Source organism: Aeromicrobium sp. CnD17-E, from assembly GCF_024124745.1.
In the GTDB taxonomy this organism is placed as follows: Bacteria; Actinomycetota; Actinomycetes; order Propionibacteriales; family Nocardioidaceae; genus Aeromicrobium.
Genome location: NZ_JAMXRU010000018.1, coordinates 13,927 through 40,068 on the forward strand (window position 1 = coordinate 13,927; position 26,142 = coordinate 40,068).

At 68.6% G+C, this 26,142-nt stretch carries 30 protein-coding genes and 1 other RNA gene; 13 read left to right on the forward strand and 18 right to left on the reverse strand.

Going from position 1 to position 26,142, the window contains the following annotated elements:
* Nucleotides 1–14 precede the first annotated feature (14 nt).
* The 8 genes from NH339_RS05995 to NH339_RS06025 all read right to left on the reverse strand — a co-directional run bounded on the left by NH339_RS05995 (nt 15) and on the right by NH339_RS06025 (nt 6,387).
* Nucleotides 15–851, reverse strand: coding sequence for a hypothetical protein (locus NH339_RS05995; RefSeq protein ID WP_253023488.1), 837 nt, complete (start codon nt 849–851; stop codon nt 15–17).
* Entirely contained in the window at nt 848–1,459 is a 612-nt protein-coding gene (locus tag NH339_RS06000) for a DUF4145 domain-containing protein (protein WP_253023489.1), read from the reverse strand. The genes NH339_RS05995 and NH339_RS06000 overlap by 4 nt, the downstream gene beginning before the upstream one ends.
* A 351-nt stretch (nt 1,460–1,810) precedes the next feature.
* A complete protein-coding gene (locus tag NH339_RS06005) occupies nt 1,811–2,944 on the reverse strand; it encodes a hypothetical protein (protein WP_253023497.1) in 1,134 nt (377 codons plus the stop codon).
* A complete protein-coding gene (locus tag NH339_RS06010; protein WP_253023499.1) occupies nt 2,941–3,951 on the reverse strand; it encodes a hypothetical protein in 1,011 nt (336 codons plus the stop codon). Before NH339_RS06010 ends, NH339_RS06005 begins: the two co-directional genes overlap by 4 nt.
* Nucleotides 3,952–4,111: 160 nt before the next feature.
* A complete protein-coding gene (locus NH339_RS06015; RefSeq protein WP_253023501.1) occupies nt 4,112–4,594 on the reverse strand; it encodes a DUF4383 domain-containing protein in 483 nt (160 codons plus the stop codon).
* Nucleotides 4,595–4,655: 61 nt separating this feature from the next.
* A complete protein-coding gene (locus NH339_RS06020; protein ID WP_253023503.1) occupies nt 4,656–5,402 on the reverse strand; it encodes an MBL fold metallo-hydrolase in 747 nt (248 codons plus the stop codon).
* A complete protein-coding gene (locus NH339_RS18395; RefSeq protein WP_256475044.1) occupies nt 5,396–5,527 on the reverse strand; it encodes a hypothetical protein in 132 nt (43 codons plus the stop codon). Before NH339_RS18395 ends, NH339_RS06020 begins: the two co-directional genes overlap by 7 nt.
* A complete protein-coding gene (locus tag NH339_RS06025) occupies nt 5,524–6,387 on the reverse strand; it encodes a manganese catalase family protein (RefSeq protein ID WP_253023505.1) in 864 nt (287 codons plus the stop codon). The genes NH339_RS18395 and NH339_RS06025 overlap by 4 nt, the downstream gene beginning before the upstream one ends.
* Nucleotides 6,388–6,500: 113 nt before the next feature.
* Between NH339_RS06025 and bla the strand changes: the two genes are divergently transcribed.
* Nucleotides 6,501–7,430, forward strand: a complete 930-nt coding sequence (gene bla, locus NH339_RS06030; protein ID WP_253023507.1) for a class A beta-lactamase — start codon at nt 6,501–6,503, stop codon at nt 7,428–7,430.
* A 100-nt stretch (nt 7,431–7,530) separates the two neighbouring features.
* Here bla and NH339_RS06035 read toward each other — a convergent pair whose 3' ends face one another.
* On the reverse strand, nt 7,531–8,046 hold the full coding sequence (locus tag NH339_RS06035) for a hypothetical protein (protein ID WP_253023508.1): 516 nt from the start codon (nt 8,044–8,046) through the stop codon (nt 7,531–7,533).
* A 54-nt stretch (nt 8,047–8,100) separates the two neighbouring features.
* Nucleotides 8,101–8,511, reverse strand: a complete 411-nt coding sequence (locus tag NH339_RS06040) for an HIT family protein (RefSeq protein WP_253023509.1) — start codon at nt 8,509–8,511, stop codon at nt 8,101–8,103.
* Nucleotides 8,512–8,548: 37 nt separating this feature from the next.
* On the opposite strand from NH339_RS06040, the gene prfB reads away from it, so the two are divergent.
* A complete protein-coding gene (gene prfB, locus NH339_RS06045; RefSeq protein ID WP_253023510.1) occupies nt 8,549–9,664 on the forward strand; it encodes a peptide chain release factor 2 in 1,116 nt (371 codons plus the stop codon).
* Between the two features lie 31 nt (nt 9,665–9,695).
* Here the strand turns inward: prfB and NH339_RS06050 are convergent, their stop codons facing one another.
* Complete coding sequence (locus NH339_RS06050) at nt 9,696–10,325, reverse strand: DinB family protein (protein ID WP_253023511.1); 630 nt, start codon at nt 10,323–10,325, stop codon at nt 9,696–9,698.
* 22 nt (nt 10,326–10,347) lie between these two features.
* The gene (locus NH339_RS06055; protein WP_253023512.1) at nt 10,348–10,878 is read right to left on the reverse strand and encodes a hypothetical protein; all 531 of its coding nucleotides are present in this window, start codon (nt 10,876–10,878) and stop codon (nt 10,348–10,350) included.
* Nucleotides 10,879–10,945: 67 nt separating this feature from the next.
* On the opposite strand from NH339_RS06055, the gene ftsE reads away from it, so the two are divergent.
* The 10 genes from ftsE to NH339_RS06105 all read left to right on the forward strand — a co-directional run bounded on the left by ftsE (nt 10,946) and on the right by NH339_RS06105 (nt 20,610).
* Nucleotides 10,946–11,635, forward strand: a complete 690-nt coding sequence (gene ftsE / locus NH339_RS06060; protein ID WP_067855594.1) for a cell division ATP-binding protein FtsE — start codon at nt 10,946–10,948, stop codon at nt 11,633–11,635.
* 9 nt (nt 11,636–11,644) lie between these two features.
* The gene (ftsX, locus tag NH339_RS06065) at nt 11,645–12,559 is read left to right on the forward strand and encodes a permease-like cell division protein FtsX (protein WP_067855597.1); all 915 of its coding nucleotides are present in this window, start codon (nt 11,645–11,647) and stop codon (nt 12,557–12,559) included.
* A 155-nt stretch (nt 12,560–12,714) separates the two neighbouring features.
* Nucleotides 12,715–13,989: a peptidoglycan DD-metalloendopeptidase family protein gene (locus tag NH339_RS18810; RefSeq protein ID WP_253023513.1), complete on the forward strand. Its 1,275-nt coding sequence runs from the start codon at nt 12,715–12,717 to the stop codon at nt 13,987–13,989.
* A 55-nt stretch (nt 13,990–14,044) separates the two neighbouring features.
* On the forward strand, nt 14,045–14,521 hold the full coding sequence (gene smpB, locus NH339_RS06075) for an SsrA-binding protein SmpB (RefSeq protein ID WP_253023514.1): 477 nt from the start codon (nt 14,045–14,047) through the stop codon (nt 14,519–14,521).
* Nucleotides 14,522–15,427 carry an amidohydrolase family protein gene (locus NH339_RS06080; RefSeq protein ID WP_253023516.1) on the forward strand — a complete coding sequence of 302 codons (906 nt, stop codon included), beginning with the start codon at nt 14,522–14,524 and terminating at the stop codon, nt 15,425–15,427.
* Nucleotides 15,424–16,800, forward strand: a complete 1,377-nt coding sequence (locus tag NH339_RS06085) for a DHA2 family efflux MFS transporter permease subunit (RefSeq protein WP_253023518.1) — start codon at nt 15,424–15,426, stop codon at nt 16,798–16,800. The genes NH339_RS06080 and NH339_RS06085 overlap by 4 nt, the downstream gene beginning before the upstream one ends.
* A gap of 85 nt (nt 16,801–16,885) precedes the next feature.
* The gene (locus NH339_RS06090; protein WP_253023520.1) at nt 16,886–17,698 is read left to right on the forward strand and encodes an endonuclease I family protein; all 813 of its coding nucleotides are present in this window, start codon (nt 16,886–16,888) and stop codon (nt 17,696–17,698) included.
* Between the two features lie 196 nt (nt 17,699–17,894).
* Nucleotides 17,895–18,265: a transfer-messenger RNA gene (gene ssrA, locus NH339_RS06095) on the forward strand.
* Between the two features lie 870 nt (nt 18,266–19,135).
* The gene (locus tag NH339_RS06100; RefSeq protein ID WP_253023522.1) at nt 19,136–19,789 is read left to right on the forward strand and encodes a pentapeptide repeat-containing protein; all 654 of its coding nucleotides are present in this window, start codon (nt 19,136–19,138) and stop codon (nt 19,787–19,789) included.
* The gene (locus NH339_RS06105; RefSeq protein WP_253023524.1) at nt 19,786–20,610 is read left to right on the forward strand and encodes a hypothetical protein; all 825 of its coding nucleotides are present in this window, start codon (nt 19,786–19,788) and stop codon (nt 20,608–20,610) included. The genes NH339_RS06100 and NH339_RS06105 overlap by 4 nt, the downstream gene beginning before the upstream one ends.
* 707 nt (nt 20,611–21,317) lie before the next feature.
* On the opposite strand, the gene NH339_RS06110 is transcribed toward NH339_RS06105, so the two are convergent.
* From NH339_RS06110 to NH339_RS06130, 5 genes are all read right to left on the reverse strand, one after another.
* Nucleotides 21,318–21,800: a hypothetical protein gene (locus NH339_RS06110; RefSeq protein ID WP_253023527.1), complete on the reverse strand. Its 483-nt coding sequence runs from the start codon at nt 21,798–21,800 to the stop codon at nt 21,318–21,320.
* A gap of 31 nt (nt 21,801–21,831) precedes the next feature.
* Nucleotides 21,832–22,008, reverse strand: a complete 177-nt coding sequence (locus NH339_RS06115) for a hypothetical protein (protein ID WP_253023529.1) — start codon at nt 22,006–22,008, stop codon at nt 21,832–21,834.
* Nucleotides 22,009–22,631: 623 nt separating this feature from the next.
* Nucleotides 22,632–23,024 (reverse strand): hypothetical protein, encoded by a 393-nt coding sequence (locus NH339_RS06120; protein WP_253023531.1) that lies wholly within the window; start codon nt 23,022–23,024, stop codon nt 22,632–22,634.
* Nucleotides 23,021–23,308 (reverse strand): transporter substrate-binding domain-containing protein, encoded by a 288-nt coding sequence (locus NH339_RS06125; protein WP_253023533.1) that lies wholly within the window; start codon nt 23,306–23,308, stop codon nt 23,021–23,023. Before NH339_RS06125 ends, NH339_RS06120 begins: the two co-directional genes overlap by 4 nt.
* A 345-nt stretch (nt 23,309–23,653) precedes the next feature.
* On the reverse strand, nt 23,654–24,595 hold the full coding sequence (locus NH339_RS06130) for an SDR family oxidoreductase (RefSeq protein WP_253023535.1): 942 nt from the start codon (nt 24,593–24,595) through the stop codon (nt 23,654–23,656).
* 130 nt (nt 24,596–24,725) lie between these two features.
* On the opposite strand from NH339_RS06130, the gene NH339_RS06135 reads away from it, so the two are divergent.
* Nucleotides 24,726–25,559: a helix-turn-helix transcriptional regulator gene (locus tag NH339_RS06135; RefSeq protein WP_253023537.1), complete on the forward strand. Its 834-nt coding sequence runs from the start codon at nt 24,726–24,728 to the stop codon at nt 25,557–25,559.
* 13 nt (nt 25,560–25,572) lie between these two features.
* Here the strand turns inward: NH339_RS06135 and NH339_RS06140 are convergent.
* On the reverse strand, nt 25,573–26,142 hold a 570-nt coding region (locus NH339_RS06140; protein ID WP_253023539.1), incomplete at its 5' end, for a lytic transglycosylase domain-containing protein.

Sequence of the window (26,142 nt, forward strand, 5' to 3'; positions counted from 1 at the left end):
AGCGACGATCTAATCTAGTTGGCCTGTTGCCCCGTCGCTCCCTCAGGCGTGGGCGAGGCTTCCGTCTCACCGGGTGCAGCAGGCAAAGCGGGTAGGAGATCAGTTGGATCGCCGATCAACTCAACCACCAACGGATTCGGTGACGACGTCAGCTCGACGTAGTTCGCCGCACCGTTGAGCGCGAAATCCACCGCCAGGGCCAGACCGATCATCGCGCGGGTGACTGGATGCTTCGCAACCTTTTCTCCTCGCAGGTACAGCGTCGTCATCACTCCCGCCAGGCCACGCGCCGCGCGCTCGACAGGCAGCGTGCCGGTGATCTGCGTATCGAGCAGCGTTCGCTCGACCTCGCGCAGCTGGTCAACGATTGCTCGTTTGACGTTCTCGCTGAGGTCGTTGCTGGCAATCACCTGGTCGATGAGAGCACGCGTCTGGTCGACCAGCGATTCCCGTGCGGGCTCGAGCAAGACCGGCTGCCGCCGCATCTCAGACAGGAGACCATCCAGATTCTCCAGCGCGAGCACCCCATCAGGCTTGAGAGGGTTCAGCATCTGGCTCAGTTGCACACTCGGGGCCACTGGGAAGTGGTCCAGTACGCCACGGACTTGCGGCAGGCGGTCCGCGTTGCCGCCGATGAGCCCCTTCGGCAACGCGGCAACTTCACTTTCCAGTTCGAGCCCGAGCCGCATCATTTCTTCGGCTCGACGCATGAACTCGACTTTGGCGCGCCAGTCGTCCTGATCGAGACCCCAAACTGCGCACCAGGAGTCGTACGCTGCTTCTGCAGGCTGACGCGAGTGCACGAGTTGAATCTGCGCGAGCAGTCGTCCAGCGGGATTGTCGAGACTCATCCGACGGCGTCCTTCTTCGCAAGACGAGCTTCGCGTCGCTTCTCAACGCGGCGAGGCGACTGGTACACCTCGTTGAGGACTTCAGCCATCAGTTCGAGCGTGGCCTCAGCTTCGGCCTCAGTGACGTCGTTGACGAAGTCGCCGTGCGCCATGTCGTTGCCGAAGTGGCGAACCTCGTGCGCCGCGTCGCGAATGTGTTCGCGGATCAAGCGCATCTCGTACATCGACTCGACCTTGTCGTAAATCTGGCCCTTGACGATCTTCTTGTCCTTCGCCGTCGCTTCGACTACGGCGCGCGCCATTGCGCCCGCTGCTCGATAGGCACCGGCACCAAGGCAGACGTATGCCTCAGAAGCCGCCGATGCGATGTGGTCGGGGACATCCTCGAACGTCTGCGAAACGATCCTGCGAGGCCACCAGTCCAGCACCTTCGTATGCGAGTAAGCGTCAAGCACACCGCCGAAAACGAAAGTGCAACTTGTGCACTGCAGATAAGCGTTGACGGCCGGCTCGGCGTAAAAGGCGTTCTGGTTCTTCGCGCTCCCCACTGCCTGGGTGATGTACTGCGTTCTGGCTTCGCAGCGTGGGCAGTCGAAGTTGTTGGCCATGGGCCGATCATAGAAATCAAAGCGGACAGATCACCCGAGAAACACCGCAAAGACCCCGCAGAGGCAACTCGACCTTGACGGGGCCAGGGACTGAGACAGATGAATCTCAGGGTTCCGGCGCGGGCGAGATCGCCTGTCGGGCGTCGGCCAACGACGTACGAGCGATCACGTAGTCACGTCCAGTGCGGCGACCGGCGTCGGCGGAGCACTTCGAGCTCGGTCGGCAGTCTCGGACCGATCGCCCGGCCACCGCGCTCCTCCTGCCGAGGTCGAACACGAAGGTCGACGCACGTCCCTTGTCCAGGGTCATCCGGCCCTCTCGACGTCGGCACCCGGGTCTCTGGGTCGTGCTCACCGGTCCTTGTCCACGAGCGTCACCAGCCGCATGGCGTCCGGGCTGGACGTCTGCTTGACGTAGATGAAGCTGCTGCCACTGAGACGGCTCGAGCCGGTGTCGTTGCTGCCGGGGAGGGAGAAGAGCTTCCCGCGTCGCAGGTCGAGAAGATAGGCGCGGTCGCCGGTGGAGAAGCTGACCCAGTCGTCGGTGCCGTTGAGATACCCGACTGTGTTCTTGCCGAGGTCGACGGTGGAGCGACCGTGCTCGGTCGACTCGACCGTCAGACGGCGGCGACCGTCGGCCGTCGTGCAGGCGACGCGGACACCCTTCGCGGCGAAGGCGCCGCAGTCAGCGGGCAACCCTGCGTCGGTGACCTCTCCGGAGGTCCCACGGTCCGGATCCCAGGGCACGAGCTCGCTGTCGACGAGGACGTCGAGCTCACGTCCCGCGGCCCAGGCGCCGGTCGCCTTCGGCGCGACCTTCTCGAGCTTGCCTCCTGTCAACGGCACGCGGTAGGCGGATGTCTGGACGACGTTCTGCTGGTCGTCCACGCGATCGACCGCGACGACGTAGACGTCGTCGCCCACGACTTGCGGCCGGATGGCGTTCGGAGACGGCCAGGGCGGGTCCGTGATGCCGAGCTGCTGGTAGGACGCGAGCTCCTTCTCCTCTCCCGTCGCGAGGTCGAGCGCATACATCCGCCACGGCATGGCGTCGTAGTTCGGCTGCGTGGTCTCGACCCACACCACGGTCTCGCCGGCGACGGTGACGTCGACGATGTAGCGCGGGGAGCCCGGCTTCCCATGGCGGGCAAGCTCGGTGACGTCGCGGGTCTTCGGGTCGACGGAGACCAGGGCGCCGCCCCGCGGGTCGTCCTCGGAGGGTTGGCCAGACTCCGACGTGCCGGAGAGCGACATGATCAGGCGCCCGTCGGCGCGGTCGAAGTAGACGGCCTGCTGTCCCTCCAGGACCGTCGGGATGCGTGACTGCACGGTGTAGTCGTCGCCCTCCCTGAACGACGGCGGCGTGGGGGAGAGCGCGAACTGACGCTGGGGCTCCGGCTCCTGCGTCGTCGTGCAGGAGGCCGTGCCGAGGACGACCGCCGCCATCACCGAGGCGATGGCGGCGGTCCTGCGCGCTGAGGTCACAGGACGACGCCCCATGGCTGGGTGAAGATGCGCATGCTCGTGTTCCTCATGGCGTTGGTCTTCCTCGGGGCGCTCGACTGTCCCGTGTTGGTCCAACGGCCCGCGACCGGGTCCGCGTAGGCGAGTCGGTCGCCCGAGCCGGAGTAGCCGTAGCCCATGATCAGGTGGTCGATCGTGAAGGTCGTGTAGTGGTAGTTGTAGTGCGGGTTGCCGGCCCCGGCCAGCTCCCGCGTCCCGTACACGACGGCGCGGTTGTAGACGCCGATCGAGTTGACGACACCGCTCTTGATGGACGCCGCCGACGGGCTCGAGACGAGGCGGGACGCGAAGCCCGCCCACCTCTTGAGCGTGAGCGGGATGCGCGACATGCTCGTGCCGCTCGAGGTCGTCGCGAGGTAGCGAGACGCTGCCAGCGTCGTCTGCGAGATGGTGTCGGAGGAGTTGTAGCGGCTCCGCTCGCAGGCGCTGCACGACGCGCGGATGGCCATCGCGACGGACGCGGGCCCGCAGTAGTAGGAGGTGCGCTGGGTGGAGTGGCGTACGGGCAGCGCCTTCTGCGTCGCCGCCATGACCTGGGCGTCGGAGTCGGACGTGGTGGACGCGTCGGTGGAGAAGTCGGGCTCGGGCTCGATCTCCGAGTACGGCCGCCCGGCGACGCGCTCGACCTCCGCGCGTGCCGCTGCGATCCGCTCGTCGAGCGACGGCTCACCGTCCGCCTGCGCGGTCGCGGCGCCGGCTCCACCGGCGAGGTACTTCTCGGCGTAGAGCGCGTGCAGGGCGTCGAGGGCGTCGTTCAACGGCTTCTCGGCCTGCACCGACGGCAGGTCCCCGAGCGACTCGTACCCGCTGGGCAGCGGCGCGATGCCCCGACCCTCGGGCGTGGCCGGCTCGTCGGCCGCGGATGCCGGAGCCGCCGCGAGCAGCGCGGCGATCGTGACGGCGGACAGGACGGCGAGGCCGAGACCGGTGGTGGTGCGTTGCCTGCGGCGGCGTCGCGAACTGAACATGATGTGTCCCCCCTGGGAGCGTCGACGGTGTGTGCGTCGATCAACCCATGGGAGGAGCGGCGGGCAGAAGGGTTCGAACGTTCTTCTGAAGACGGCTTGACAACGCCGCACGCTAGGCCGTATTCGGGGGATCTGGTCCTACCGTCCTGACGTCCCGGTGTCAGCGCGTGTACTGCCCCTTCCGCTGCAACGCCGAGCCGACGGCGAAGCCGATGAGCAGCATCGCGATCGCGAGGACGGCGTGCAGCCAGGTGTCGGCGGTGTCGACCGGCACGACGTTGGAGTCGGAGCCGTGGTCGATCACGAGCCCGTAGATCGTGAGGGCGGCGTAGACGATGCCGCTGCCCACCAGGTAGGCGGGAGCGAGGCGAGGGCGGAGGGCCGCCGCGAGGCCGAGCAGGCCGAACAGCAGGTGCACGACGTTGTGCAGCACCGACACCTGGAACACGCCGAACAGCTCCGCGCCGCTGTGGTGGCCGCTGCCGCTCAGCTGGTCGAGGTCGGTCGTGACGCCCGGGACGAAGCCCAGCACGCCGACGAGGAGGAAGACGGCACCGAACAGGAGGGCTGCCCCGCGGGCGAGGACGACAGGGTCCTCGTCAGGGCGCGGGCCGGTGCTGGACAGGTGGTGGCTCTCGGACACGGTGGTACCTCTCGGTGCTGGTCAGGTCGGGACAGGACAGGGCAGGTCAGGCGAGTGCAGGTCAGGCGGCCCCGGCGACGCGGGCCATCGAGGCCGCGGCGCGGGCGCCGTCGAGGAACGGTTCGCCGTGACCGGGCAGCACGACGGCGGCGTCGGTCTCGGCGATGGCGTCGAGCGATGCGAGCGCACGGTCGCGGTCACGCGTCCCGGCCCGCGCGACGACGCGCGGCCCGCGACGTCCGGTGTACGGGTCGAGGGTCACCAAGGCGTCGCCGGTGAGCACGACGCCACGGTCGGGCAGGTGGAAGGCCACGTGGCCGTCCGTGTGACCTGGCGTGGGCACCGCGCGCAGACCGCCGGGGAGCAGCGTGTCCGCGTCCTGCACGAGCACCGGACTGTCCAGCCCCTCGACGCCGAGCGCACCGGCCCGCACCATCGCGGCGAGGTGCCGCCACGAGCCGGGGTGCAGCGCCGGGTAGAGCAGCCGAGGCCGCCCCGGACGGTAGGTGTACGGACGCCGCGCGATCGGCCCGTCACCGGTGTGCACCCAGGTGTGCACGCCGCGCCGCTCGGCCGCCGCGCACACCCCCAGGTGGTCGAAGTGCGCGTGCGTGAGCACCACGGCCTCCAGCGACTCCCAGCTCATCCTGCGCCGCCAGAGCAGCTGCTCGACCAGGGGCCGACACCCGGGCAGGCCGCCGTCGACGAGGACGCCACCCCGGTGGGTGTCGTCCTCGACGAGGTAGCAGCAGGTCGACGCGTGCTCCACCCGGTGGACGCCAGGTGCGACGTCGAGCGTGATCACCATCGACCTCCTGCTGCGGTGACCGCCAGCGCCGCCCACCACGCCGCCACGAAGACGACGAGGCGGGCGACGCCGCGCGGCACCGCAGGCGCGGTCGGCGCCTGCCGTGCGTAGGCGACCGGGCTCACGACAGCGCGTCCTTCGCCTTGTCGATGAGCCCCTTCGTCTCCTGCAGCTCCTGCGTCCCGTAGAGACGCGGGTCGCCCGGAGCCAGCTCGGGAATCTGCCCATGCGCCTCGATCAGCGCCGAACGGAAGTCGCCGCGGCCGTCCGGCGCCGGACCCGACGCCCACGACCCCTCGGTCGCCGCCTCGCCGTCGCTCGCCTGGATGAACGTGTGCGAGAACTCGTCGAACTCCTCCTCCAGCGGGAACGCCTCGGGCGTCGGCACGCCGTCGAGCCCGTCGGCCTTCAGCTCCTCGATGGCCGACAGCCACTGCATCTGGTGCATGTGGTCACGCGTGACCAGGAACCGGATCAGGTCCTTCACGCCCCGGTCGTCGGTCATGTGGAACAGACGCGCCACCTGCAGGCGGCCCTGCATCTCCGCCGTCACGTTCAGGTGGAAGTCGGCCATCAGGTTGCCGCTCGCCGTGACGAACGCGCCCGACCACGGCACGCCGTTGCTGTCGTGAGGGTAGGCACCGCCGCCGTTGACGATCGTCTGCTGCGGGTTCTGCTGCCCGAACTCGCTGGCCTGCGTCGAGCCCGTCGTGTCGTCCGGGGCCATCGGCGGCGCCTTGTCGAGCAGCTGGTCGATCATGGTCGTGATCATCTCGACGTGGCTCAGCTCCTCGGTGCCGATCGACATGAGCATGTCCTTGTACTTGCCGGGCAGACGACAGTTCCAGCCCTGGTAGAGGTACTGCATGGCGACGGTCATCTCGCCCCACTTGCCGCCCAGCACCTCCTGGAAGCGACGGGCGAAGGCCGGGTCGGGCGCGTCGGGACGCGCCGTGAACTGCAGCGGCTTCTGGTGGGTGAACATGGCGGCTCCTCGTGGCTTCCGACGCACGGTGCCGCACGTCGTCGTGGCGGAGGGGTACCCGTCACGGACGACCCAGACACCCCCGTGTGGACGGGGATGGTCGAATAGGGGCCATGCGTCGCCTGCTGCTGCCCGTGGTCGCCACCGCCCTGCTGCTCGCCGGGTGCACCGGCGGAGGGAGCAGCGCCGACCCCGGCGCCACCTCCACGCCCACCGCGTCGCCCACCTTCTCGGCCGACTTCGCCGACCTGGAGCAGGAGTACGACGCGCGGCTCGGCGTCTACGCCATCGACACCGGCACCGGCCAGGTCGTGGAGCACAGGGCGGGGGAGCGGTTCGCGTACGCGTCGACGATCAAGGCGATCGCGGTCGGCGCGCTGCTGCACGAGAAGCCCCGGTCGGTGCTCGACCAGACCGTGCAGATCAGCGAGGACGACCTCGTCGACTTCTCCCCGCAGGTCGAGAAGGCGCTCGAGGCCGGGCAGACCGAGCTCACCGTCCGCGAGGTGGCCGACGCGGCCGTCCGGTACAGCGACAACACCGCCGGCAACCTGCTGTTCGACCTGCTCGGCGGTCCTGAGGAGCTGCAGGGCGTGCTGCGCGAGATCGGCGACCGGACGACGAAGGTGTCGCGCATCGAGCCCGACCTCAACGAGGCCACGCCCGGCGACGACCGTGACACCACCACGCCCCAGGCGCTCGCCACCGACCTGCGTCGGCTCACGCTCCCGCCGGCCGACGGCGAGAAGGCCGTCAACGACGGCTACGCGCGCGCCTTCCTGACCGACCTCATGGTGCGCAACACCACCGGCGACGACCTCATCCGCGCCGGCGTCCCCGATACGTGGGAGGTCGCCGACAAGACCGGCGCGGCCAAGTACGGCACCCGCAACGACATCGCGATCCTGCGTCGCGCGGAGGGCGCGCCCATCGTCATCGCCATCATGTCGTCCAAGGACGACCAGGACGCCGAGGCCGACGACGACCTCGTCGCCGACGCCACGCGCGTCGCCGTCGCCGGGTTCGGCGTCTCGAACGACTGAGCTCGGCGACCGGGCCCCGGCGACCGACGGACGCAGACGCGACGACGCCCACCCCGACCTCGGGGTGGGCGTCGTCGGTCGTGGACGGGTCGGTGCGACGTCAGCAGCCGCCGCAGGTGAAGAAGGTGACGTCCCAGTGGCTGCCTTCCTTCGCGTACTCGTTGCCCGACGCGGAGCGGTACAGCTGCGCGCCGTCGCTGCGCGTGCCGACGTACGTGAACGTGTTCGTCACGTACGACGTCAGGCAGGTCGACAGGCTGAAGTCGAGCTTGTAGCCGTTGTAGTGCGAGTACGTCCCCGACGCGTGGCCGACCTCGGTGCCGCCCGTGATGTTCAGTGCGCAGCCGCTGGCCGACTTGAGCGTGCGCGCACCGTCGACGCTGGTCTGGCGGAGGCCCTCGAACGACGTGCACGACGGGTTGCTGCGTGTGGTGCAGCCTCCCGACGACGACCACGTGATGCCGGCGGCGCGGAAGGCCGACTCGGCCTGCGCCTGGGTCACGGCCGACGCGGACGACGCGACGCCCACCACGCTGCCGAGCCCGAGCAGGGCGCCGGTCAGGAGGACGACGAGCCGTCGCAGGACAGGTGCTTTCTGGTTCCCCGATGTGTTCATGGCTCCCATGCCAACCCGAGTCGGCACGGTGACGCAAGCCCCCGGCGGTGACGATCAGTCGACGAGCGCGTGACGCAGGCGGTCGCGGTACTCCCGCGCCTCGCCGTCGGCGTAGCGGGTGCGCGGCCAGAAGAAGCCGCGCAGGCCGTCGCCCTTCGTGCGCGGCACGACGTGCACGTGCAGGTGCGGCACGCTCTGGGAGACCACGTTGTTCATCGCCACGAACGTGCCCTGCGCGCCCAGCTCGCTCGACATCGCCGCGGCAGCGCGCCGGGCCGCCGCGAACAGCGGCACGGTCATCGGCTCCGGCAGGTCGAGCAGCGTGTCCACGTGCTCGCGCGGGACGAGCAGCGTGTGCCCCTTGAACACGGGCCGCACGTCGAGGAAGCCGAGCACGTGCTCGTCCTCCAGCACCACCTCGGCCGGCTCGTCGCCGGCGACGATCTTGCAGAACAGGCACGCCACGGTCTCGATCCCACCACAGGGCCGGTAACCTCGACAGGTGGCCACCGACTTCCCCGAGCAGATCAAGGAGCTCGGCGCGACCCTGACCTCCATCGAGAAGGTGCTCGACCTCGACGCGATGCAGCGCGAGATCGACGAGCTCCAGGAGCAGGTCGGCGCGCCGGACCTCTGGGACGACCAGGCGAACGCGCAGCGCGTCACCGGGCGTCTGTCGACGCTGCAGGCGCAGCTCGAGCGCATCACGGGTCTGCGCGGCCGGCTCGAGGACCTCGAGGTCCTCGTCGAGCTCGCGCAGGAGGAGGGCGACGCCGACTCCCTGGCCGAGGCGGAGTCCGAGCTGGTCAAGCTGCACCAGGCCGTCGAGTCGCTCGAGGTCCGCACGCTGCTGTCGGGCGAGTACGACGAGCGCGAGGCCCTGGTGACCATCCGCTCCGGCGCCGGCGGCGTCGACGCGGCCGACTTCGCCATGATGCTGCAGCGCATGTACACGCGCTGGGCCGAGCGGCACGGCTACCCGGTGGAGGTCTACGACACCTCCTACGCCGAGGAGGCCGGCATCAAGTCGACGACGTTCGCCGTCAAGGCGCCCTACGCGTACGGCACCCTGTCGGTCGAGTCCGGCACGCACCGGCTCGTGCGCATCTCGCCGTTCGACAACCAGGGCCGGCGCCAGACGTCGTTCGCGGCGATCGAGGTCGTGCCCGTGCTGGAGCAGACCGACGAGATCGACGTGCCCGACGAGGAGATCCGCGTCGACGTGTACCGCTCGTCGGGCCCTGGCGGCCAGAGCGTCAACACGACCGACTCGGCCGTGCGCCTGACGCACGTCCCGACGGGCGTCGTGGTCAGCTGCCAGAACGAGAAGAGCCAGCTGCAGAACAAGGCCAGCGCCATGGTGATCCTCAAGGCCAAGCTGCTCGCCCTCAAGAAGGCCGAGGAGCGCGCGCACCTCGACTCGTTGCGCGGCGACGTGCAGGCCACGTGGGGCGACCAGATGCGCAACTACGTGCTCAACCCGTACCAGATGGTCAAGGACCTGCGCACCGAGCACGAGACGGGCCAGACCCAGGCCGTGCTCGACGGCGAGATCGACGACTTCATCGAGGCCGGCATCCGATGGCGTCGCGGCCAGGAGGCCGAGGCCACCGCCTGACCCTGCCCCCGCGGGCCGGCCCCGGCCCCGGTCAGGTGGCGTCGTGCCGGGCCGCGGCGTCGTGCGCGACTGCGTCGACCCTGGCCACGTGGTCCTGCCAGGTGACGTCGTCGGGCAGGTTCGTGGCGTCGGGCCGTAGCCCGGCCAGACCGTCCAGGCGCTCGCGGAGCACGTCGGCGTGCCCGGCGTGCCGGTGCGCCTCGGCGATCATGTGCACCAGCACCCGCCGCAGCGTCACCACGTCGCGAGGAGCGGTCCACCACGGCACGACCCCGGTCGCGTCCAGGTCGAGCGCGTCGATCGTCGCGTCGGCGTGCGCCCACGCGCGGTCCACGTAGCCGAGCGCCTCCTCGAGGCTGACCTCGGCCGGCACCACGAAGTCGGCGTGGGGGTCGGCGTCGACGTCGGGCGTCGGCTCGGGGAACGGCCGGTCGAACACCACCCCGAAGTACTCGCACGCGCAGACGGCGGTGTGGTGCACCAGGCCCAGGAGACTCAGGCCGGTCGGCGTGAGGCTGCGGCGCGCGTCGAGCTCGCCGAGACCCTCCACCTTCCAGCGCAGCGCGTCACGCGCCGTGTACAGGTAGTCGCGCAGGAGGTCCTTCTCGGGCACGGCGCCGTCGACGGCGCTGTCGACATCGGGACTCTCGGGGTCGGCCATGACTCGACCCTGCCACCGCGCGTCAGTCGGGTCGAGCCCTGCTGCGACGTCGGTTCAGGCCGGGCACCTTCTCGAGCATGCCCGCGAGGTCGGTGGCGGTGTCGAGGAGCGCGTGGATGTCGGGTCCGACGTTCTTCATGTCCTCCAGGATCGGGACGATGTCGGTCTCGAGCTTCTCCACGAGCATCGGCAGGTGGTCGATGAGGCCCACCAGCGCCTCGATCTCGTCGGGCGACGTGGTCTCGGAGATGCGCTGCAGCGTCGGGGCCAGCCGCTCGATCGACGGAGCGAGGTCGTCGAGGATCGGCCCGAACGTGTCGACCATCGCCTGGGCCCGCTCGAGCGTGGGCTCGACGCTGGCCACCGTGCCCGCCGTGCGCACGACGACGGCGTCCGCCGCCTTGCGCGTGGCGTCGATGTCGTCGACCAACCGGTGCGCCCGGCGCACCAGGTCCTCGGCCGAGTCTAGCAGCCCCACGGCCCGTGGCAGCAGCGAGGCGACCGCCTCGACCAGGTCCGGCAGACGACGCGGGTCGGGCAGGCGGGGGAGCATGTCGTCACGCTACCGAGCGCGGGCGAGTCTGCACGGGGACGTGGACCCGCGTGCCTAGACTCGTCGGGTGATTCGCTTCGACAAGGTCACCAAGACCTACCCGGGCCAGAAGCGTCCTGCGCTGGACGCCGTCGACCTGGAGATCGAGAAGGGGGAGTTCGTCTTCCTCGTCGGATCCTCGGGGTCGGGCAAGTCGACGTTCCTGCGTCTCGTCCTGCGCGAGGCGCGGCCGACGTCGGGACGCGTGCACGTGGCCGGCAAGGAGATCAACAAGCTCTCGTCCTGGAAGGTGCCGAAGCTGCGCCGCCAGGTGGGCACGGTCTTCCAGGACTTCCGCCTCCTGCCCAACAAGACCGTCCACGAGAACGTCGCGTTCGCGCTGCAGGTCATCGGCCGCTCGCGCTCCGAGATCGACCAGCTGGTGCCCGAGACGCTCGAGATGGTCGGGCTGGAGGGCAAGGGCCACCGCATGCCCGACGAGCTGTCCGGTGGCGAGCAGCAGCGCGTCGCCATCGCCCGCGCGTTCGTCAACCGGCCGATGATCCTCATCGCCGACGAGCCCACCGGCAACCTCGACCCCACCACCAGCGTCGGCATCATGAAGCTGCTCGACCGCATCAACCGCACCGACACCACCGTCGTCATGGCCACCCACGACTCCTCGATCGTCGACCAGATGCGCAAGCGCGTCATCGAGCTCGACGAGGGGCGCGTCGTGCGCGACGAGGCCCGCGGCATCTACGGCTACCAGTCCTGAGGCGATCCTGTGCGCACCATCCTGAGCGAGCTCCGCGCGAGCCTGTCCCGCAACACGTCCATGACCATCTCGTTGGTCGTCACCATGACCGTCTCGCTGCTGCTGGCGGCGCTGGGCCTGCTGCTGCAGAGCCAGGCCGACCGCACCGAGCAGTTCTACGGCGACCGGCTGCAGGTGCAGGTCAACCTGTGCACCGACAACTCCACGGCGCCCACGTGCGTCGGGGGTGCCGCGACCAAGGACCAGACCGCGGCCGTCCGCGAGGCGCTGTCGACCAACCCCGAGGTCAAGTCCTACGACGTCCGCAGCCCGCAGGAGAACTACGACAAGGCACGTGAGCTGCTGGGCCAGACCGACTCCGGCAAGGCCCAGCTCGACACCGTCGAGCCGTCGGACTTCCCCGAGTCCTACTTCGTCACGCTGAAGGACCCCCAGCAGTTCGACGGTCTCGTCAGCCAGGTCTCGGGCATGGACGGCGTCGGCAACGTGCAGTCGCTGAAGAAGCTGCTCGGGCCCCTGTTCGAGATCCTCGACAAGATGCGCTGGGCCGCGCTGGCCACGTCGCTGCTGCTCATCGTCGCGGCGATCCTCCAGGTGTCGAACACCATCCGCATGACGGCCTACGCCCGACGTCGCGAGATCGGCATCATGCGCCTCGTCGGCGCCTCCAGCTGGCACATCCAGCTGCCGTTCGTGCTCGAGTCGCTGCTCGCCGCGCTGGTGTCGGCCGCGCTCGCCGCAGGAGGCCTGGCGGCGTTCATGTCGTTCGTCGTCTACGGCTACCTGCGCACCCAGCTGGGGGAGCTGACCACCTGGATCCGATGGCAGGAGGCGGCCGCCGTCATGGGCTACACGACCGTGCTCGCCATGCTCCTGGCGCTCGTCCCGACACTCGTGATGACCCGCAAGTACCTTGACGTGTGACCGTGATGGCTTAGAGTCACACCAGTAACACCTGCACCACCCGCCTCGCGGCGGGTCACCTCGCAGTTCTCCTTCCCCAAGGCCGAGGTCCCATGTCCCACCGCACGTCGTCCCGTCCGCATCGAACCGCCACGCGTCGTCACGCGGGTCGGGGCGTGCTCGCGCTCCTCGCGACGTGCGCGCTCGTGGTCGGGCTGACCAACCCGGTGCTGGCCGACAAGAAGGACGACCTCCAGCGTCAGCGGCAGGGCGTCAACGGCAAGATCGACGGCGCGCAGAAGTCGCTCGACTCCTCCAGCGCCGCGTACGCGAAGGCCGCGAAGGCGCTCGACGCCGCGCAGGCCAAGCTCTCGTCGGCGCGGGCGACGCTCGGCAAGACCCGTGGCCAGCTGGCCGTGTCGCAGGCCGAGGACGCCCGCATGCAGGCCGAGCTCGACCGCAGCCAGGCCGCCCTCGACAAGGCCGTCGCCGACCTGAAGAAGGGGGAGCGGCGGCTCAAGGCGTCCGAGGACGAGGTGAAGGCGTTCACCGTCCAGACCGTGCAGGAGGGCGACCGCGGGATGAAGGCGTTCGGCGAGCTGCTCGGCGGCGAGAGCCCGTCGACGTTCACCGACCGGATGAGCCTCAACGCCTCCGTCGGCGACGCGCAGGTCTCGCGCATGCAGAAGCTCGCGGCCGCCAAGGTCATCCTGCGCCTCAACCGCGACAAGGTCGAGAAGCTGCGCGACCAGGTCGCCGTGGCCCGCCAGGCCGCCGCCGCCAACCTCCAGAAGATGACCGAGCTCGAGGCCGCCGCCGAGGCGCAGACCGCCGAGGTCGGCAAGCTCGTCGACGCCCGCGCCGACGCGAGCGGGAAGGCACGCGCCGCGAAGGTCGAGGACGAGCGTCTGCTCGCCGCCTACGAGGCCGAGCGGAACCGTCTCAACAACGAGCTCGCCGAGCTCGCCCGTCGCGAGCTCGAGCGGCAGCGCGCCCGCGAGCGCGCCGGACGCGGGGGCAGCGGCAACAACGGCGGACTCTCCGGCGGCGACGACAACGGTGCGCTGTCCTACCCCGTCAACGGCCCGATCACGTCGCCCTACGGCATGCGCGTGCACCCCGTCACCGGCGTGTACAAGCTGCACGACGGCACCGACTTCGGCGTCGGCTGCGGCACCCCGATCCGCGCCGCCGCGAGCGGCACGATCATCCAGCAGTACTACAACGCCGGCTACGGCAACCGCGTCATCCTCGCCAACGGCATCAAGCGCGGCCAGAGCATCGTGACGACGTACAACCACCTGTCCGGGTTCGCCCGCAGCGCCGGCGCCCGGGTCTCGCGCGGCGAGGTGATCGGCTACGTCGGCAGCACGGGCTACTCCACCGGCTGCCACCTGCACTTCATGGTCATCGCCAACGGCGTCACCGTGAACCCCATGGGCTGGCTCTGACCAGCCGGCCGTGACCGGCCCGGGCCCGTGTGGCCCGACGCACTAGGATGGGTCGGTGGCCAAGGAGACCGGGCGCAAGCTCATCGCGCAGAACAAGAAGGCGCGCCACGACTACCACATCGAGGACACCTACGAGGCCGGCCTGGTCCTCACGGGCACCGAGGTGAAGTCGTTGCGTGCCGGTCGGGCGTCCCTGGTCGACGGCTTCGGCGAGATCGCGAACGGCGAGGCCTGGCTGATCCAGGTGCACATCCCCGAGTACAGCCAGGGCACGTGGACCAACCATGAGACGCGGCGGCGTCGCAAGATGCTGCTGAACCGCCAGGAGATCGACAAGATCGAGCAGCGCATCCAGGCCAAGGGCCTGACGATCGTGCCGCTCTCCCTGTACTTCAAGGACGGCCGCGCGAAGGTCGAGATCGCGCTCGCCCGCGGCAAGAAGCAGTACGACAAGCGGCACGCCATCGCCGAGCGTCAGGCGAAGGCCGACGCGCAGCGTGAGCTGGGTCGCAAGATCAAGGGCATGCGCTAGATGACCTCGGCGGACGCCGACCGTCGCGGGCTGGCCGATGCCGACCTGCCGGCGCTCGCGGCGTCCCTCGACCTCCCCGGGCTGTTCGACGTGCACGTGCACTTCATGCACCCGAAGGTGCTGGCGAAGGTCTGGGCGTACTTCGACGCCGCCGGGCCGCTCCTGGGCAGGCCCTGGCCGATCACGTACCGCGGAAGCGACGAGGAGCGGGTCGCGCACCTGCGCGACATGGGCGTCCGGCACTTCTCGGCGCTCTCCTACGCGCACCGCCCCGGCGTCGCGACGTTCATGAACGACTGGACGCTCGACTTCGCCCGACGCGTGCCCGAGGCGCTGCGCTCGGCGACGTTCTACCCCGAGCCGGGGGCCGCGACCTACGTGCCGGCGCTCGTGGAGTCGGGGGTCGAGGTGTTCAAGGCCCACCTGCAGGTGGGCGACTTCGCCGCCGACGACCCGCTGCTCGACCCGGTGTGGGGCACGCTCGCGGAGAGCGGCACGCCCGTCGTGCTGCACGCCGGGTCGGGTCCGGCGCCCGGGGCGCACACCGGTCCGGACGGCGTCGCGCGCGTGCTCGAGCGCTTTCCGGGGCTGCGGATCGTGGTCGCCCACCTCGGGATGCCGGAGTACGAGGCGTTCCTCGACCTCGCCGACCGCTTCGCCGAGGTCCGCCTCGACACCACGATGGTGCTCGTCGACTTCTGGGAGGGCTCCCGCGAGCTCGCGACGGTGCTGCGCCGGCGGCTGGCCGACCTCGGCGACCGCGTGCTGTTCGGCACCGACTACCCGAACATCCCCTACGCCTACGCGCACCAGGTGGAGGTGCTGCAGCGCCTCGACCTCGGCGACGACTGGCTGCGCCGGGTGCTGTGGCACAACGGCGCAGCCCTGTTCGGGCGGGAGGCGTGAGGCTCGACTCGGCGGCGGGCCGCTGGCTCGTGGCCGCGATGGTGCTGGGCACGGGCATGGCGTTCCTCGACGGCTCGATCGTCACCCTGGCGCTGCCGGCGGTCGACGACGACCTGCAGTCCGGGGTCGCCGGGCTGCAGTGGACCGTCAACGCCTACACGCTCGCGCTCGCCTCGCTCATCCTCGTGGGCGGGTCGCTGGGCGACCGCTACGGCCGACGTCGGGTGTTCGTGGTCGGTGTCGTCTGGTTCGGCGCCGCGTCGGTGCTCTGCGCGGTGGCTCCGACCATCCAGGTGCTGGTGGCGGCCCGCGGTCTGCAGGGCGTCGGGGGAGCACTGCTCACGCCGGGGAGCCTGGCGATCATCTCGGCGTCGATCCGTCCGGAGGACCGTGGTCGGGCGATCGGGCTGTGGTCGGGCCTGGCGGGCGTCACGACCGCGCTGGGTCCGCTCGTGGGTGGCACGCTCGTCGACGCCGTCGGCTGGCGCTCGGTCTTCTGGATCAACGTGCCGCTCGCCGCGGCGGTCGTGTGGGTGACGGTGCGGCACGTGCCGGAGTCGCGGGGCGCGCAGACCCGGCTCGACGTCGAGGGCGCCGCGCTCACCGTGGGCACGCTCGCGTTCCTCACCTACGGGCTGGTCGAGCAGACGTGGTGGCCGGCGCTGGTCGGCGTGGTGCTGCTCGTGGCGTTCGTCGTGCACCAGGCGCGCTCGCCGCACGCGCTCGTCCCGCTGTCGCTGTTCGCCGACCGGGTCTTCACGGCCGCCAACCTCTGCACGTTCGCGATCTACGCGGCGCTGAGCGGCACGATGTTCCTGCTCGTGCTGCAGCTGCAGTACGTGGCCGGCTACACGCCGCTCGAGGCGGGCCTCGCGACGCTGCCGCTCACGGTGCTCATGCTGCTGCTCTCGTCGCGCGCGGGTGCGCTCGGCCAGAGGATCGGACCGAGGATCCCGATGACGGTCGGGCCGCTGGTGTCGGCGGCCGGGCTGCTGCTGCTCCTGCGGGTCGGTGCCGACGCGAGCTTCTGGGCCGACGTGCTGCCCGGCGCGACGCTGCTGGGCCTGGGCATCACGCTCCTGGTGGCGCCGCTGACGACCGCCGTCCTCGCAGCGGCACCCGACGAGCAGGCCGGGATCGCGTCGGGCATCAACAACGCGGTCTCTCGCACGGCGGGCCTGCTCGCGGTGGCGGCGATCCCGCCGCTGGCGGGCATCGCCGGCGCCGACTTCGCGTCGCCGGACGTGTTCGGCCCTGGCTTCCGGGCCGGGACGCTGATGTGCGTCGGGCTGCTGGTCGTCGCCTCGATGTGCGCGGCGGCCCTCGTGCACGGACGCTCGGCCGACCCGGAGCGCGCGCCGACCGCGTCGTGACGCCTGGTGTCACCGTCTGTGACCATCCGGTGAACTCCGGCGCGCCCTCTGGCGCGTCACGTCGCCGATGGTGTGGGGTGTGCCCATGAACCGACTCGGGGGAGCCGGACGGGGGTGCGCGGCCACGAGCCGGCGCACGTCCCGGTACACCGGCCTGACCATCATCCTCACGCTCGTCCTGACCGTGGTGCCGCGTGCCGCGGACGCCGCACCGCGGGACGGCTACTACGACAGCGCCCAGGGGCTCAGCGGGGAGGCGTTGAAGAACGAGCTGCACGACATCATCTCGGTGCAGCGGACGATCTCCTACTCCGCGGTCTGGGAAGCGCTCAAGGTGACCGACCAGGACCCGAACAACAGCAGCAACGTGCGGCTGTTCTACTCGCAGGTCTCGCGCGCGAAGTCCGCGAACGGCGGCAACACCGGGCAGTGGAACCGCGAGCACGTGTGGCCGCAGTCGCACGGCGACTTCGGCACCTCCGCCGGCCCGGGCACCGACCTGCACCACCTGCGGCCGGAGGACGTGCAGGTCAACGGCACGCGTGGCAACAAGGACTTCGACACCGGCGGGTCGACGGTGAGCAACTGCTCGTCGTGCCTGACCGACGGCGACTCCTTCGAGCCGCCGAACGCCGTGAAGGGCGACGTCGCGCGGATGGTCATGTACATGGCGGTGCGCTACGAGGGTGGCGACGGCTTCGCCGACCTGGAGGCCAACAACCAGGTCAACGGCAGCACGCCGTACCTGGGGAAGATCTCGGTGCTGCTGCAGTGGCACGCGCAGGACCCGCCGTCGTCGGCGGAGCAGCGGCGCAACGACATCATCGACTCCCAGTACCAGGGCAACCGCAACCCGTTCATCGACCATCCGGAGTGGGCACAGTCGGTGTTCGGCTGACGGTCCCGCCCTCCATCGGTGGCTGGGCAACCCCAGCGCCGCTGGGACGGCTTGTCGGTGGCTGGGCATCCTGAGCAGCGCTGCTGCGGGTGCCTGGCCACCGACGTCGGGCGTCGGGAATCTTCGACGGGGGCGTCGGGTTGTACAGTGGTGAGACGCCGTGCCCGCGAGGGTGGGCGTGGTTGACAACTCAAGAGGGGCTGATCGGTTTCGACTTTGGTCGTTCGACTCAGGAGAAGCGGGTAGAGAACGCGACGTCATCTCTTTAACGTTCGTCGCAACCCATAAGTGCCGATTCCAAGCGCACTGACTTCGCCCTCGCTGCCTGACAGCGACTGGTGAAGGGCAGACCCGGGAGCGTCCCCGTCCCGGATCGTCTGTCTCATCTAGGGGACTTGCTGGCCGCGTAGCGTCACGTGACGCGGTCGGGACTTTTTCGTGACTGAGCCTGTCGGTGACGTGTTCGTCCGAGCACCGGGGCTGAGAAAAGCGATCTGACGCACTGCACCCGGAGAAGTCCTGACTCAGCGCCAGAGGACCCGGGTTCGATTCCCGGCAGCTCCACCAGAAGGTGAGTCTTCGAACCCCCGGCCATTTTTTGGCCGGGGGTTCCGTCGTCTTCGGGGGCGTGGACCGTAGGACGGGCGAGGATCTCGGCGACAGGGTCGTTGGTGCACCGGAGGGCCCTCTGAGCGTCGTGGTGGAGTTCGAGGGCTGGGGTGCCCTTCTCGTCGGTGAGGTTTGCGGCGTCGTTGACATAAGCGGCGTCGAGCAAAGGCCTGGTTGATCCGTTGGCGTGCATCGTCGGTCGCCCAACGGTAGAGATCCTGGAGATTGGTCATGGACTGGATGAGGCTGGTGAGCGTGGCCAGCCCGGAGTCGAGCTCAGACCGTGAGCTCACAAGTCGTTCTGAGACGGTGGCTCTGCGGCGAGTGATGGTGTTGAGGCGCTCACGGATCTTCTCGCGGGGAAAGTCGCCCTCGCCGAGGGTGTCGCGGAGTCGGTTCTCCTACGCGTCGAGCTCGGCGAGTTCCTTGTTGACTTCAGTGGCGAGGTCTCGCATGAGTTCGAGCACAACCCTGGGCGCCCCACTGTCAACAGTGGGGCTTTTCCTAATCCAGCCCAATGCGCGCAGCCATGTGGGAGGGTGATGCAACGCCAAGCGGAGGTTCCAGGAGTAGTTCATGGCAAAATCGGGGCGCCGACGCGCTTCACGCGCGCCGGCGAGGGGCCGCAGGCGAACGCGTGTAACCGTGCGACCTGCTATCGAGCCCTCGTCGCCTCGCCCTCTGGATGAGATCTATGTGAAAGAGGAGCCCACGTCTTCGTCGGCTCGCGCGACCGAAAAGGTCACCGTTCGAGAGGCAACACGAAACTGGGTACGGCCAAAGCAAATTCTGCCTCGTGCCGCTGCAGTAGGCACAGGCGCATGGGCGGTGTGGGAGATCGTCGATTTCACAACCGGCGTCGCTCGCGAACTTGGACTCCCCGTGTTGGTACTGGCGATAGCGATGCTCTTGACCTTCATCCTCGGAGAACCTCTGAAAGATCGGCTCTCAGAAGGTGTCCTATTCGGAAGCCGGGCTGCCCTTACGGTGGGTGTGTTTGTCCTCATGTACATTGCATGGACCGCTTGGCGCTCCTCGCCCGTGGATTCCGACCGTTCCTACCAAGCCATTGAGACCGGACAGCTTCAATTCAAGGGAAAGACCATCGCGGGCGCATCGTTCGTTGGCCGGGAACTGATCGACGCGGATTTTCAGCTCGCTCAGCTCCGGGACGTAGACTTCAGAGATGCCAATCTGTCTGAAGCAGATTTCAGAGGCGCTAACCTTCGAAATGTCAATTTTGAGAGCGTCAATCTTTGCGGTGCTGACTTCAGGGGAGCGGACTTGCGCGGTGTGAAAAATTTCTCCGGTATCGCGAACATGTCATTCCTGATTTACGACGACTCGACCAAGTACCCAGACGGAGTCGATCCCGGAGGCCTTATTGGCCCGGTCAATTCGCCGAGGCCCGCTGTGCTCTTCTCCTGCCGAGCCGGCAAGACTCGCCTCTACCCTCTCGACGCCGGGCGCATGAAGCGATGAAGAGGTCCCGTGAGCAGAGATCGGTTCTGGGTTCACTCCTGATGGTCGCCCTCGCTGTGCTCATTTTGGGCTCGGCCTTTTGGAACGTCGAACTCTTGAAGAAGCCCCCGTTTGAGCCACCGATCTTCTCTAGCGCGAGCGGTTCGATTTCCACCGATGCCGTCATTCTAGAGGACGTCCAAATCTGCAGTTGCTGGCACGGGCCGCGAGGCCAGGTTCAGAAGAAGCTGAAGTTTCGGGTGACGAACAGGTCAGACGACGTCGTGGATATCGCCGGCGGACAAGACTCGAGCGTCTTCCTTGTGGTGGCGTATCCCAACGACTTCACCCCGAACCTCACCTTGCCGTCATCTGAGGGAGCAAAAGCATTCCGCGTCGACAACCCAGATGCGGTTCCAACCAATGTGACCTACAAGCGGTCAGTTGACCTGACAAAGATTGAGCCACGGCGAGCATCGCACGAGATCGAGGTAGAGCTTGGCTTAGAGAAAGGATGGTCCGCCTGGGTAATCCCAGCCAATCCCAATCGAGTGGCAGAGCCAGACACCTACCCGACATTCGTTGAAAAGCAACGATTGCGCCCCGGCGATTCATACGTGGGGTCAGGAGGGCTCGGGATCGGCGCCTGGGTGTTCTACGTGCCCGTGCAAAAGCCTCTGGCCTCGACACATAATCTTTCAGCATTGCCGTTCTCGGGCACTCGCGAATGGGACAAGTACTACCAGGTCCTCGGCGTCTCAGTGCTCGATGCTGACGGGGGCATCCTCGGGTTCGCTCCGCTACCGCCCGAGAGTTTCTGGACGGATCCACGCATGTTCTGAGCCGCCTCTCGGTTCCCAGCGGCTACAAGCTCGCGGAGCGCCGTAGGTTCCCGACAAGCAACGCCCATCGCGAATCTCTCGAGGCTGTCACCACTCCGTGGAAAGCTGAGCCGTCTCGAGAGGGAGAGTCGGTCGGACTGGCGAAGGACGCTGCGGCGTAGGAGATCGGTGCGCGGCCACATCAGAACCTGCACTTCGAGGCCGGATCGCCATTAGAGATTCGAGGGCCCTTCGCACGCAGCAAGGTCCTCGAGCTGCTCTGTTCCGACAATGGCTTCCAGATCCACTCGGATTTCGCCGCGTGTCGAACCCGTCGATCCGGAGTCCCTTAATGCCGACGCGAAGGTTTGCGATGATCGCGCTATCGCTCATGGATTGCTCGTAGCGGGTCGAACTGTGGCGACTGTGTCGGGCCTGTGTTCGCGAACAGACTCGAAGATTGCCGTAGTAGCGTCGATAGTGAATCCCTTGCCTCGGGAACCAGTCCTACTTCCGGCAACGTCGCCACCTGCGGGAGGGTTGGGTTGAGCGGCGCGTGTTTGTTCGGGAGTCTCTCGTCTCTGCAGGAGTGGGACCCGCACGCTACTTCAATCCGACGGAGGACCTCGCGGGAGATGGTGCGATCGCTCACCGAGTGCAGTCGGCCAAGACGCGTCCGCCTCTGCCCAATCGTGCTGGAAGGGCCCATTGAGCGTTCGAAGACCTGTCTACTCAGCCGACGCAGACGTCAGGGCGAGAATCTCTTTCGACAAGGCGACGGCACTCCTCCGGGCTACGGAAGGGCCCGAGGTGGTGGGGAGGGCAACCGGCGTCGTGCCGAACCAGACCACCAGGTCTGCAGTCCAACGCTGATCGTCCAAGTCGTGCACTGCTGCCACGTCAAGCCGGGAAATGTCGGTTAGTTCGAATGCTTTGGCGCTCAAAGATGAAGGCCGGGTCGCCGGCCTGTTCTGATAGTCCCAATGCGATCGAGCTGCATGTGCTTCTACTTGAATTAGCCGAGTGCGCGTCAAAGCCGTGATCCGCCAGCGTGTTGATTCCTCGAAGGAGTTGCACTCGCCGACACCCACGTGGACGTCGTTGGCTGCCAGAACCGCTACAGGCTGTAGGACGCTGAGCGGCGGCTTGCTACCAGTCCTGAGATCGTCGAAAAGTTCTAGGTTGAAATTGTCAGAAAACTCGAACGACATGGGCGACTCCTGATGAGACTACTTCGGCACCCTACCTGTTGCCCGTCAGCCACTGCGCTTCTGCATTAGCGATTTGCGCCGCCGCCAACGCGATCATGGCCAGGGCCTGCTGCTTAGCGGGATGAGCTTCGCTGGCCGCAGTGTTCAGGTACGCCTTGGCGACGTCGAGATCGGAAGCAAACTGGGGCACTGTGATGGGCAATGGCATGTCCACAGATTATTTGACACATACGTGCTGTGTGTCAGTCCACGCCAAGTTGTACTCGGATATCAGGTTGTCGACAAGCGGATGATCGGTGGTTGTCGGGTCTACCCGGAGGCTTCGAAGTCTTCGACTTGGGATGTGGTCCGCGTGGTCGTGGCTGGTGCCCTGCGTTGCGGATGGCGCGCAGCACCGCCGTCTTGGAGATGCCGTGCCGTGCGGCGAGGGTATGGGTGCTGTCGCCAGCGAGGTACTCGTCGACGATCTGCGCAAGGGAATACTCACCGAGTCAGGTGTGCAGTTTGTGTGGGCGGCCGACCGTTGGTGCTAGCTCAGGGCGACGTTGTTTCTCAGCTTGATCGGTGGCTCTACGAAGTCGATCGATGGCGTGGGGATGTTTCGAAACCTTGGTGATGAGGTCCACCGAGCCTCGAAGGCCCCGCGCCGTCCTCGTGACGGTGCGGGGCCTTCGTTCGACGTGCGGGGTCTTCGAGGCTCGGTGAATCAGGCGCCGTGGATCGAGTGGGCCCCACCCTGCGCCGCGGAGCGGCCGTCGGAGGAATCCCGGCAGCTCCGTCTGCCGAGTGACCTCAGATCGGATCTGTCCCGTTCGAACCGAGCCTGTCGACTCAGCGCACCCACGACGTGGAATCAGGCGACGGATCCGCGGGTGGGCCGTCGCCAAGCAGATCGTTCAACGCCACGTCCAGGGCGTCACGTATGGCGTCACTGGCGCAGGCGAAGGAGCCGAGGGCGGGCAGGACCTCATCGGTAGGGATCGTCACCACGGTTAACGAGCTCTCGCACGAATCGAGGCGAAGACGCTCTCGATGGGCCAGGGCCACGCTGGCGTAACCGCCTACTCGTCCGTCAACGACAGCGGAGAGAGCGTCCTCGTACTCGTCGAACTCGAGCAGATCCTGTGGGTGCACGCCATGACGGAGCGCGTGGTCCGCCTGAACCTGATCGCGCAGCACTGCCAAGGGGCGCCCGGTTCTAGCGAACGATCGGTAACTGTTCACCGTGCCAGCCTGATCCGCGGCACCAAGATTCCGTCGCGGAGTGACCACACGGGTCGTGTGAAGGAGGCGATGGCACGACGGTGTGGCGTCGCGAACATCCCGGTCGTCACGTCCCAGAGTCCCTGCGCCAGACCGGGAAGCATCTCTGCGAAGGTGGTGCGCACGGGCTCGAACTCCACGCCAAGACGGCTGAAGGCCGCGCGGGCCAGGGCCCCGTCGCAACCGGTCAGACCTTCAGCCGGGAGGTAGTTGAAAGGCCGTTCGTCGATCCATGCGAACCTCACGCACCGGTCCTAGGGCGGTGCTATGAACAGTTCTGCGCGCGCGAGGTCGGAGGACATCGAGCGCACAGACTTCGTCGACCTTGTCGGCCTTCTTGCCTTGGTCCGACGATCGCGGAGGCAGCGCGCGGTTGAGTAGCGCAACGTCATCTCAGTCGTCCAGCGATGAACGTCACGTGGATCGAGGCAGATGCTCGACGAGTGATCCGCGTCAACGTCGAGTGCCTTCGGGGGTGCCATGGCGCGCGTCGGGCCGAGCGAGGTAGTCGAGATCACTGCGCCGCGGAGCGGCCGTCGGAGGGATCTCGGCAGCCCCACCCTGCGTGCATCGAGCGAGAGCGCGGACGTTCAGGGAGCGAACGTCACCCCCGCCGCCTCCTCCGACCAGGTCCACACACGTCGGGCGGCCTCGGGGTCGTCGAGCGGCTTCCACAGCTTCTGCAGGCCCGGGCGACCGGAGGTGCCGCCGAGGCCCTGGGGTCCGTAGAACTGGCCGCCGTCGGAGGTCGGGGAGGTCGCGGCCAAGAGGCAGGGGAGGCCGGCGCTGTCGACGGTGCCCACCAGGACCCCACGTCGAGACAACCAGCGGATGAGCCGCACCTCACGCGTGTCCGAGGGGCGACCCATCTCGGGGCGGGCGGCGAGCAGGCTGGTCGGGGCGACGCCGGGGTGGGCGATGGTGCTGGTGATGCCCCAGCCCTCCCGGCGACTGACCCGGTCGAGCTCGAGCCCGAACAGCCCGACGGTGATCTTCGACTGCCGGTACAGCCGCATGGCGTCGTAGTCCTGCTCACCGTCGAGGTCGTCCCACAGGATGGCGCCGGAACGTGCGACGACGCTCGTCTGGGAGGTCACGCGGGCCCGGCCGGCCACGAGCAGCGGCAGCAGGTGCGCCGTCAGCGCGACGTGGCCGAGGTGGTTGGTGCCGAGCTGAAGCTCGAAGCCGTCGGCGGTCGTCCGGCGCTCCGGCGGGGTCATGACGCCGGCGTTGTTGACGAGGAGGTGGACCGGCGCGCCCTGGGCGCGCATCAGCTCGCCGAACGCGGCCACGGAGGCCAGCGACGACAGGTCCATGAGGTGGGTCGTCACCTTCGCGCCGGGGTGCTCGCTCCGCAGCCGCTCGGCAGCGCGCTCGCCCTTGTCGAGGTTGCGGACCGGGAGGACCAGCTCGGCGCCGGCGCCGGCCAGTCGCCCGGCGATGCCGAGGCCGATGCCGTCGCTCGCGCCGGTGACCACGGCGCGACGCCCGGTGAGGCCGGGAAGGGTGATGTCGGGGGTCCTGCGCGGCATGGGCTCGCTCCTGGGTGCGTCCTGAGGCCCCGGTTTCGGGGCACGTCCCCACCGTGCGGGATCCGCCGACGGACATCCAGGGACTGTCGGTCCGTGGATCCGGGAGCGCCTGGTCGGTCAGGATGGACGCATGATCGATCGGTCGGGACTCGCGGAGTTCCTGAGGCTCCGGCGGGAGTCGCTGCAGCCGGAGGACGTGGGCCTGCCGCACGGTCCGAGGCGTCGCACCCGGGGGCTGCGCCGTGAGGAGGTAGCCGTGCTGTGCCACATGTCGACCGACTACTACGCGCGCCTGGAGCAGGAGCGCGGTCCGCAGCCGTCCGAGCAGATGGTGGCCTCGATCGCGCAGGGACTGCACCTGACCCTCGAGGAGCGCGACCACCTCTTCCGGCTCGCCGGGCACCGGGCGCCCCTGAGAGGCGCGGAGAGCCACCACGTCGGCCCCGGGATGCTGCGCATCTTCGACCGCCTCGTCGACACCGCCGCCGAGATTGTCACGGAGCTGGGGGAGTCGCTGCGTCAGACGCCGCTCAGCGTCGCGCTGGTCGGCGACCTGAGCCAGCGGGTGGGTCCCGCCCGCAGCATCGGCTACCGGTGGTTCACCGAGCCGGCGGCGCGCGACCTCCACCCGCCGGAGGACCACGACTTCTACTCGCGGATGTACGTCTCGGGCCTGCGGGAGATCGCGACCCTGCGCGGTCCCGGCTCGCGCGCCCAACAGATGGTCGACCTCCTCAGCGACTCCAACGAGGAGTTCCGCGCGCTGTGGAGCGAGCACCAGGTGGGCATCCGACCCCGCAGCGTGAAGCGCTACCAGCACCCGACCGTCGGGCTCCTGGAGCTGAACTGCCACACGCTCCTCGACCCCGAGCAGAGCCACATGCTCCTCGTCTACACAGCGGCGCCCGGCTCCGACAGCTACGAACGGCTCCAGCTGCTGTCGGTGGTCGGGGCCGGAGGCTGACGTCGCGGGCTCGTCAGCGCGCGGCGAGCGACGCCAGGGAACGCGCCTGCTCGAGGACGCGGGCGTGGTACTCGCTGCCCTCGTTGTAGGAGGAGATCGCGGCCACCCAGTCGGGGCCGCGGGTCAGGTCGCGCTCGCCGTGGCACAGGTAGCGGGCAGCGGCGAGGGCGGCGTCGTCGACGTGCTGCGGGTCGGCGCGTCCGTCGCCGTCGCCGTCCGCGCCCCAGCGCTCCCAGGTCGAGGGGAGGAACTGCATGGGGCCGACGGCACGGTCCCAGCGGTCGTCGCCGTCGACCTCGCCGTCGTCGGTGTCCTTGAGGGCGCGCACGTCGCCGCCGTCGAGCGCCACGCCGATGATCGGCGGGTCGGCCACACCGTCGTCGGTGACGACGGAGCCGTCGATGGTGCCGTGCTCGGACTCGACCGCGCCGATCGCCGCGAGCGTGTTCCACCCGAGCCGGCAGCCGGGCTGCTCGCGCTCCAGGCGCAGGGCCGCGCCGGCGTACGCGCGCAGCACCCGCGCCTCGACCCCGGTCGACGCTGCCGTCGCCTCGATCCAGGCGCCGTCGGGCAGCTGGGCCAC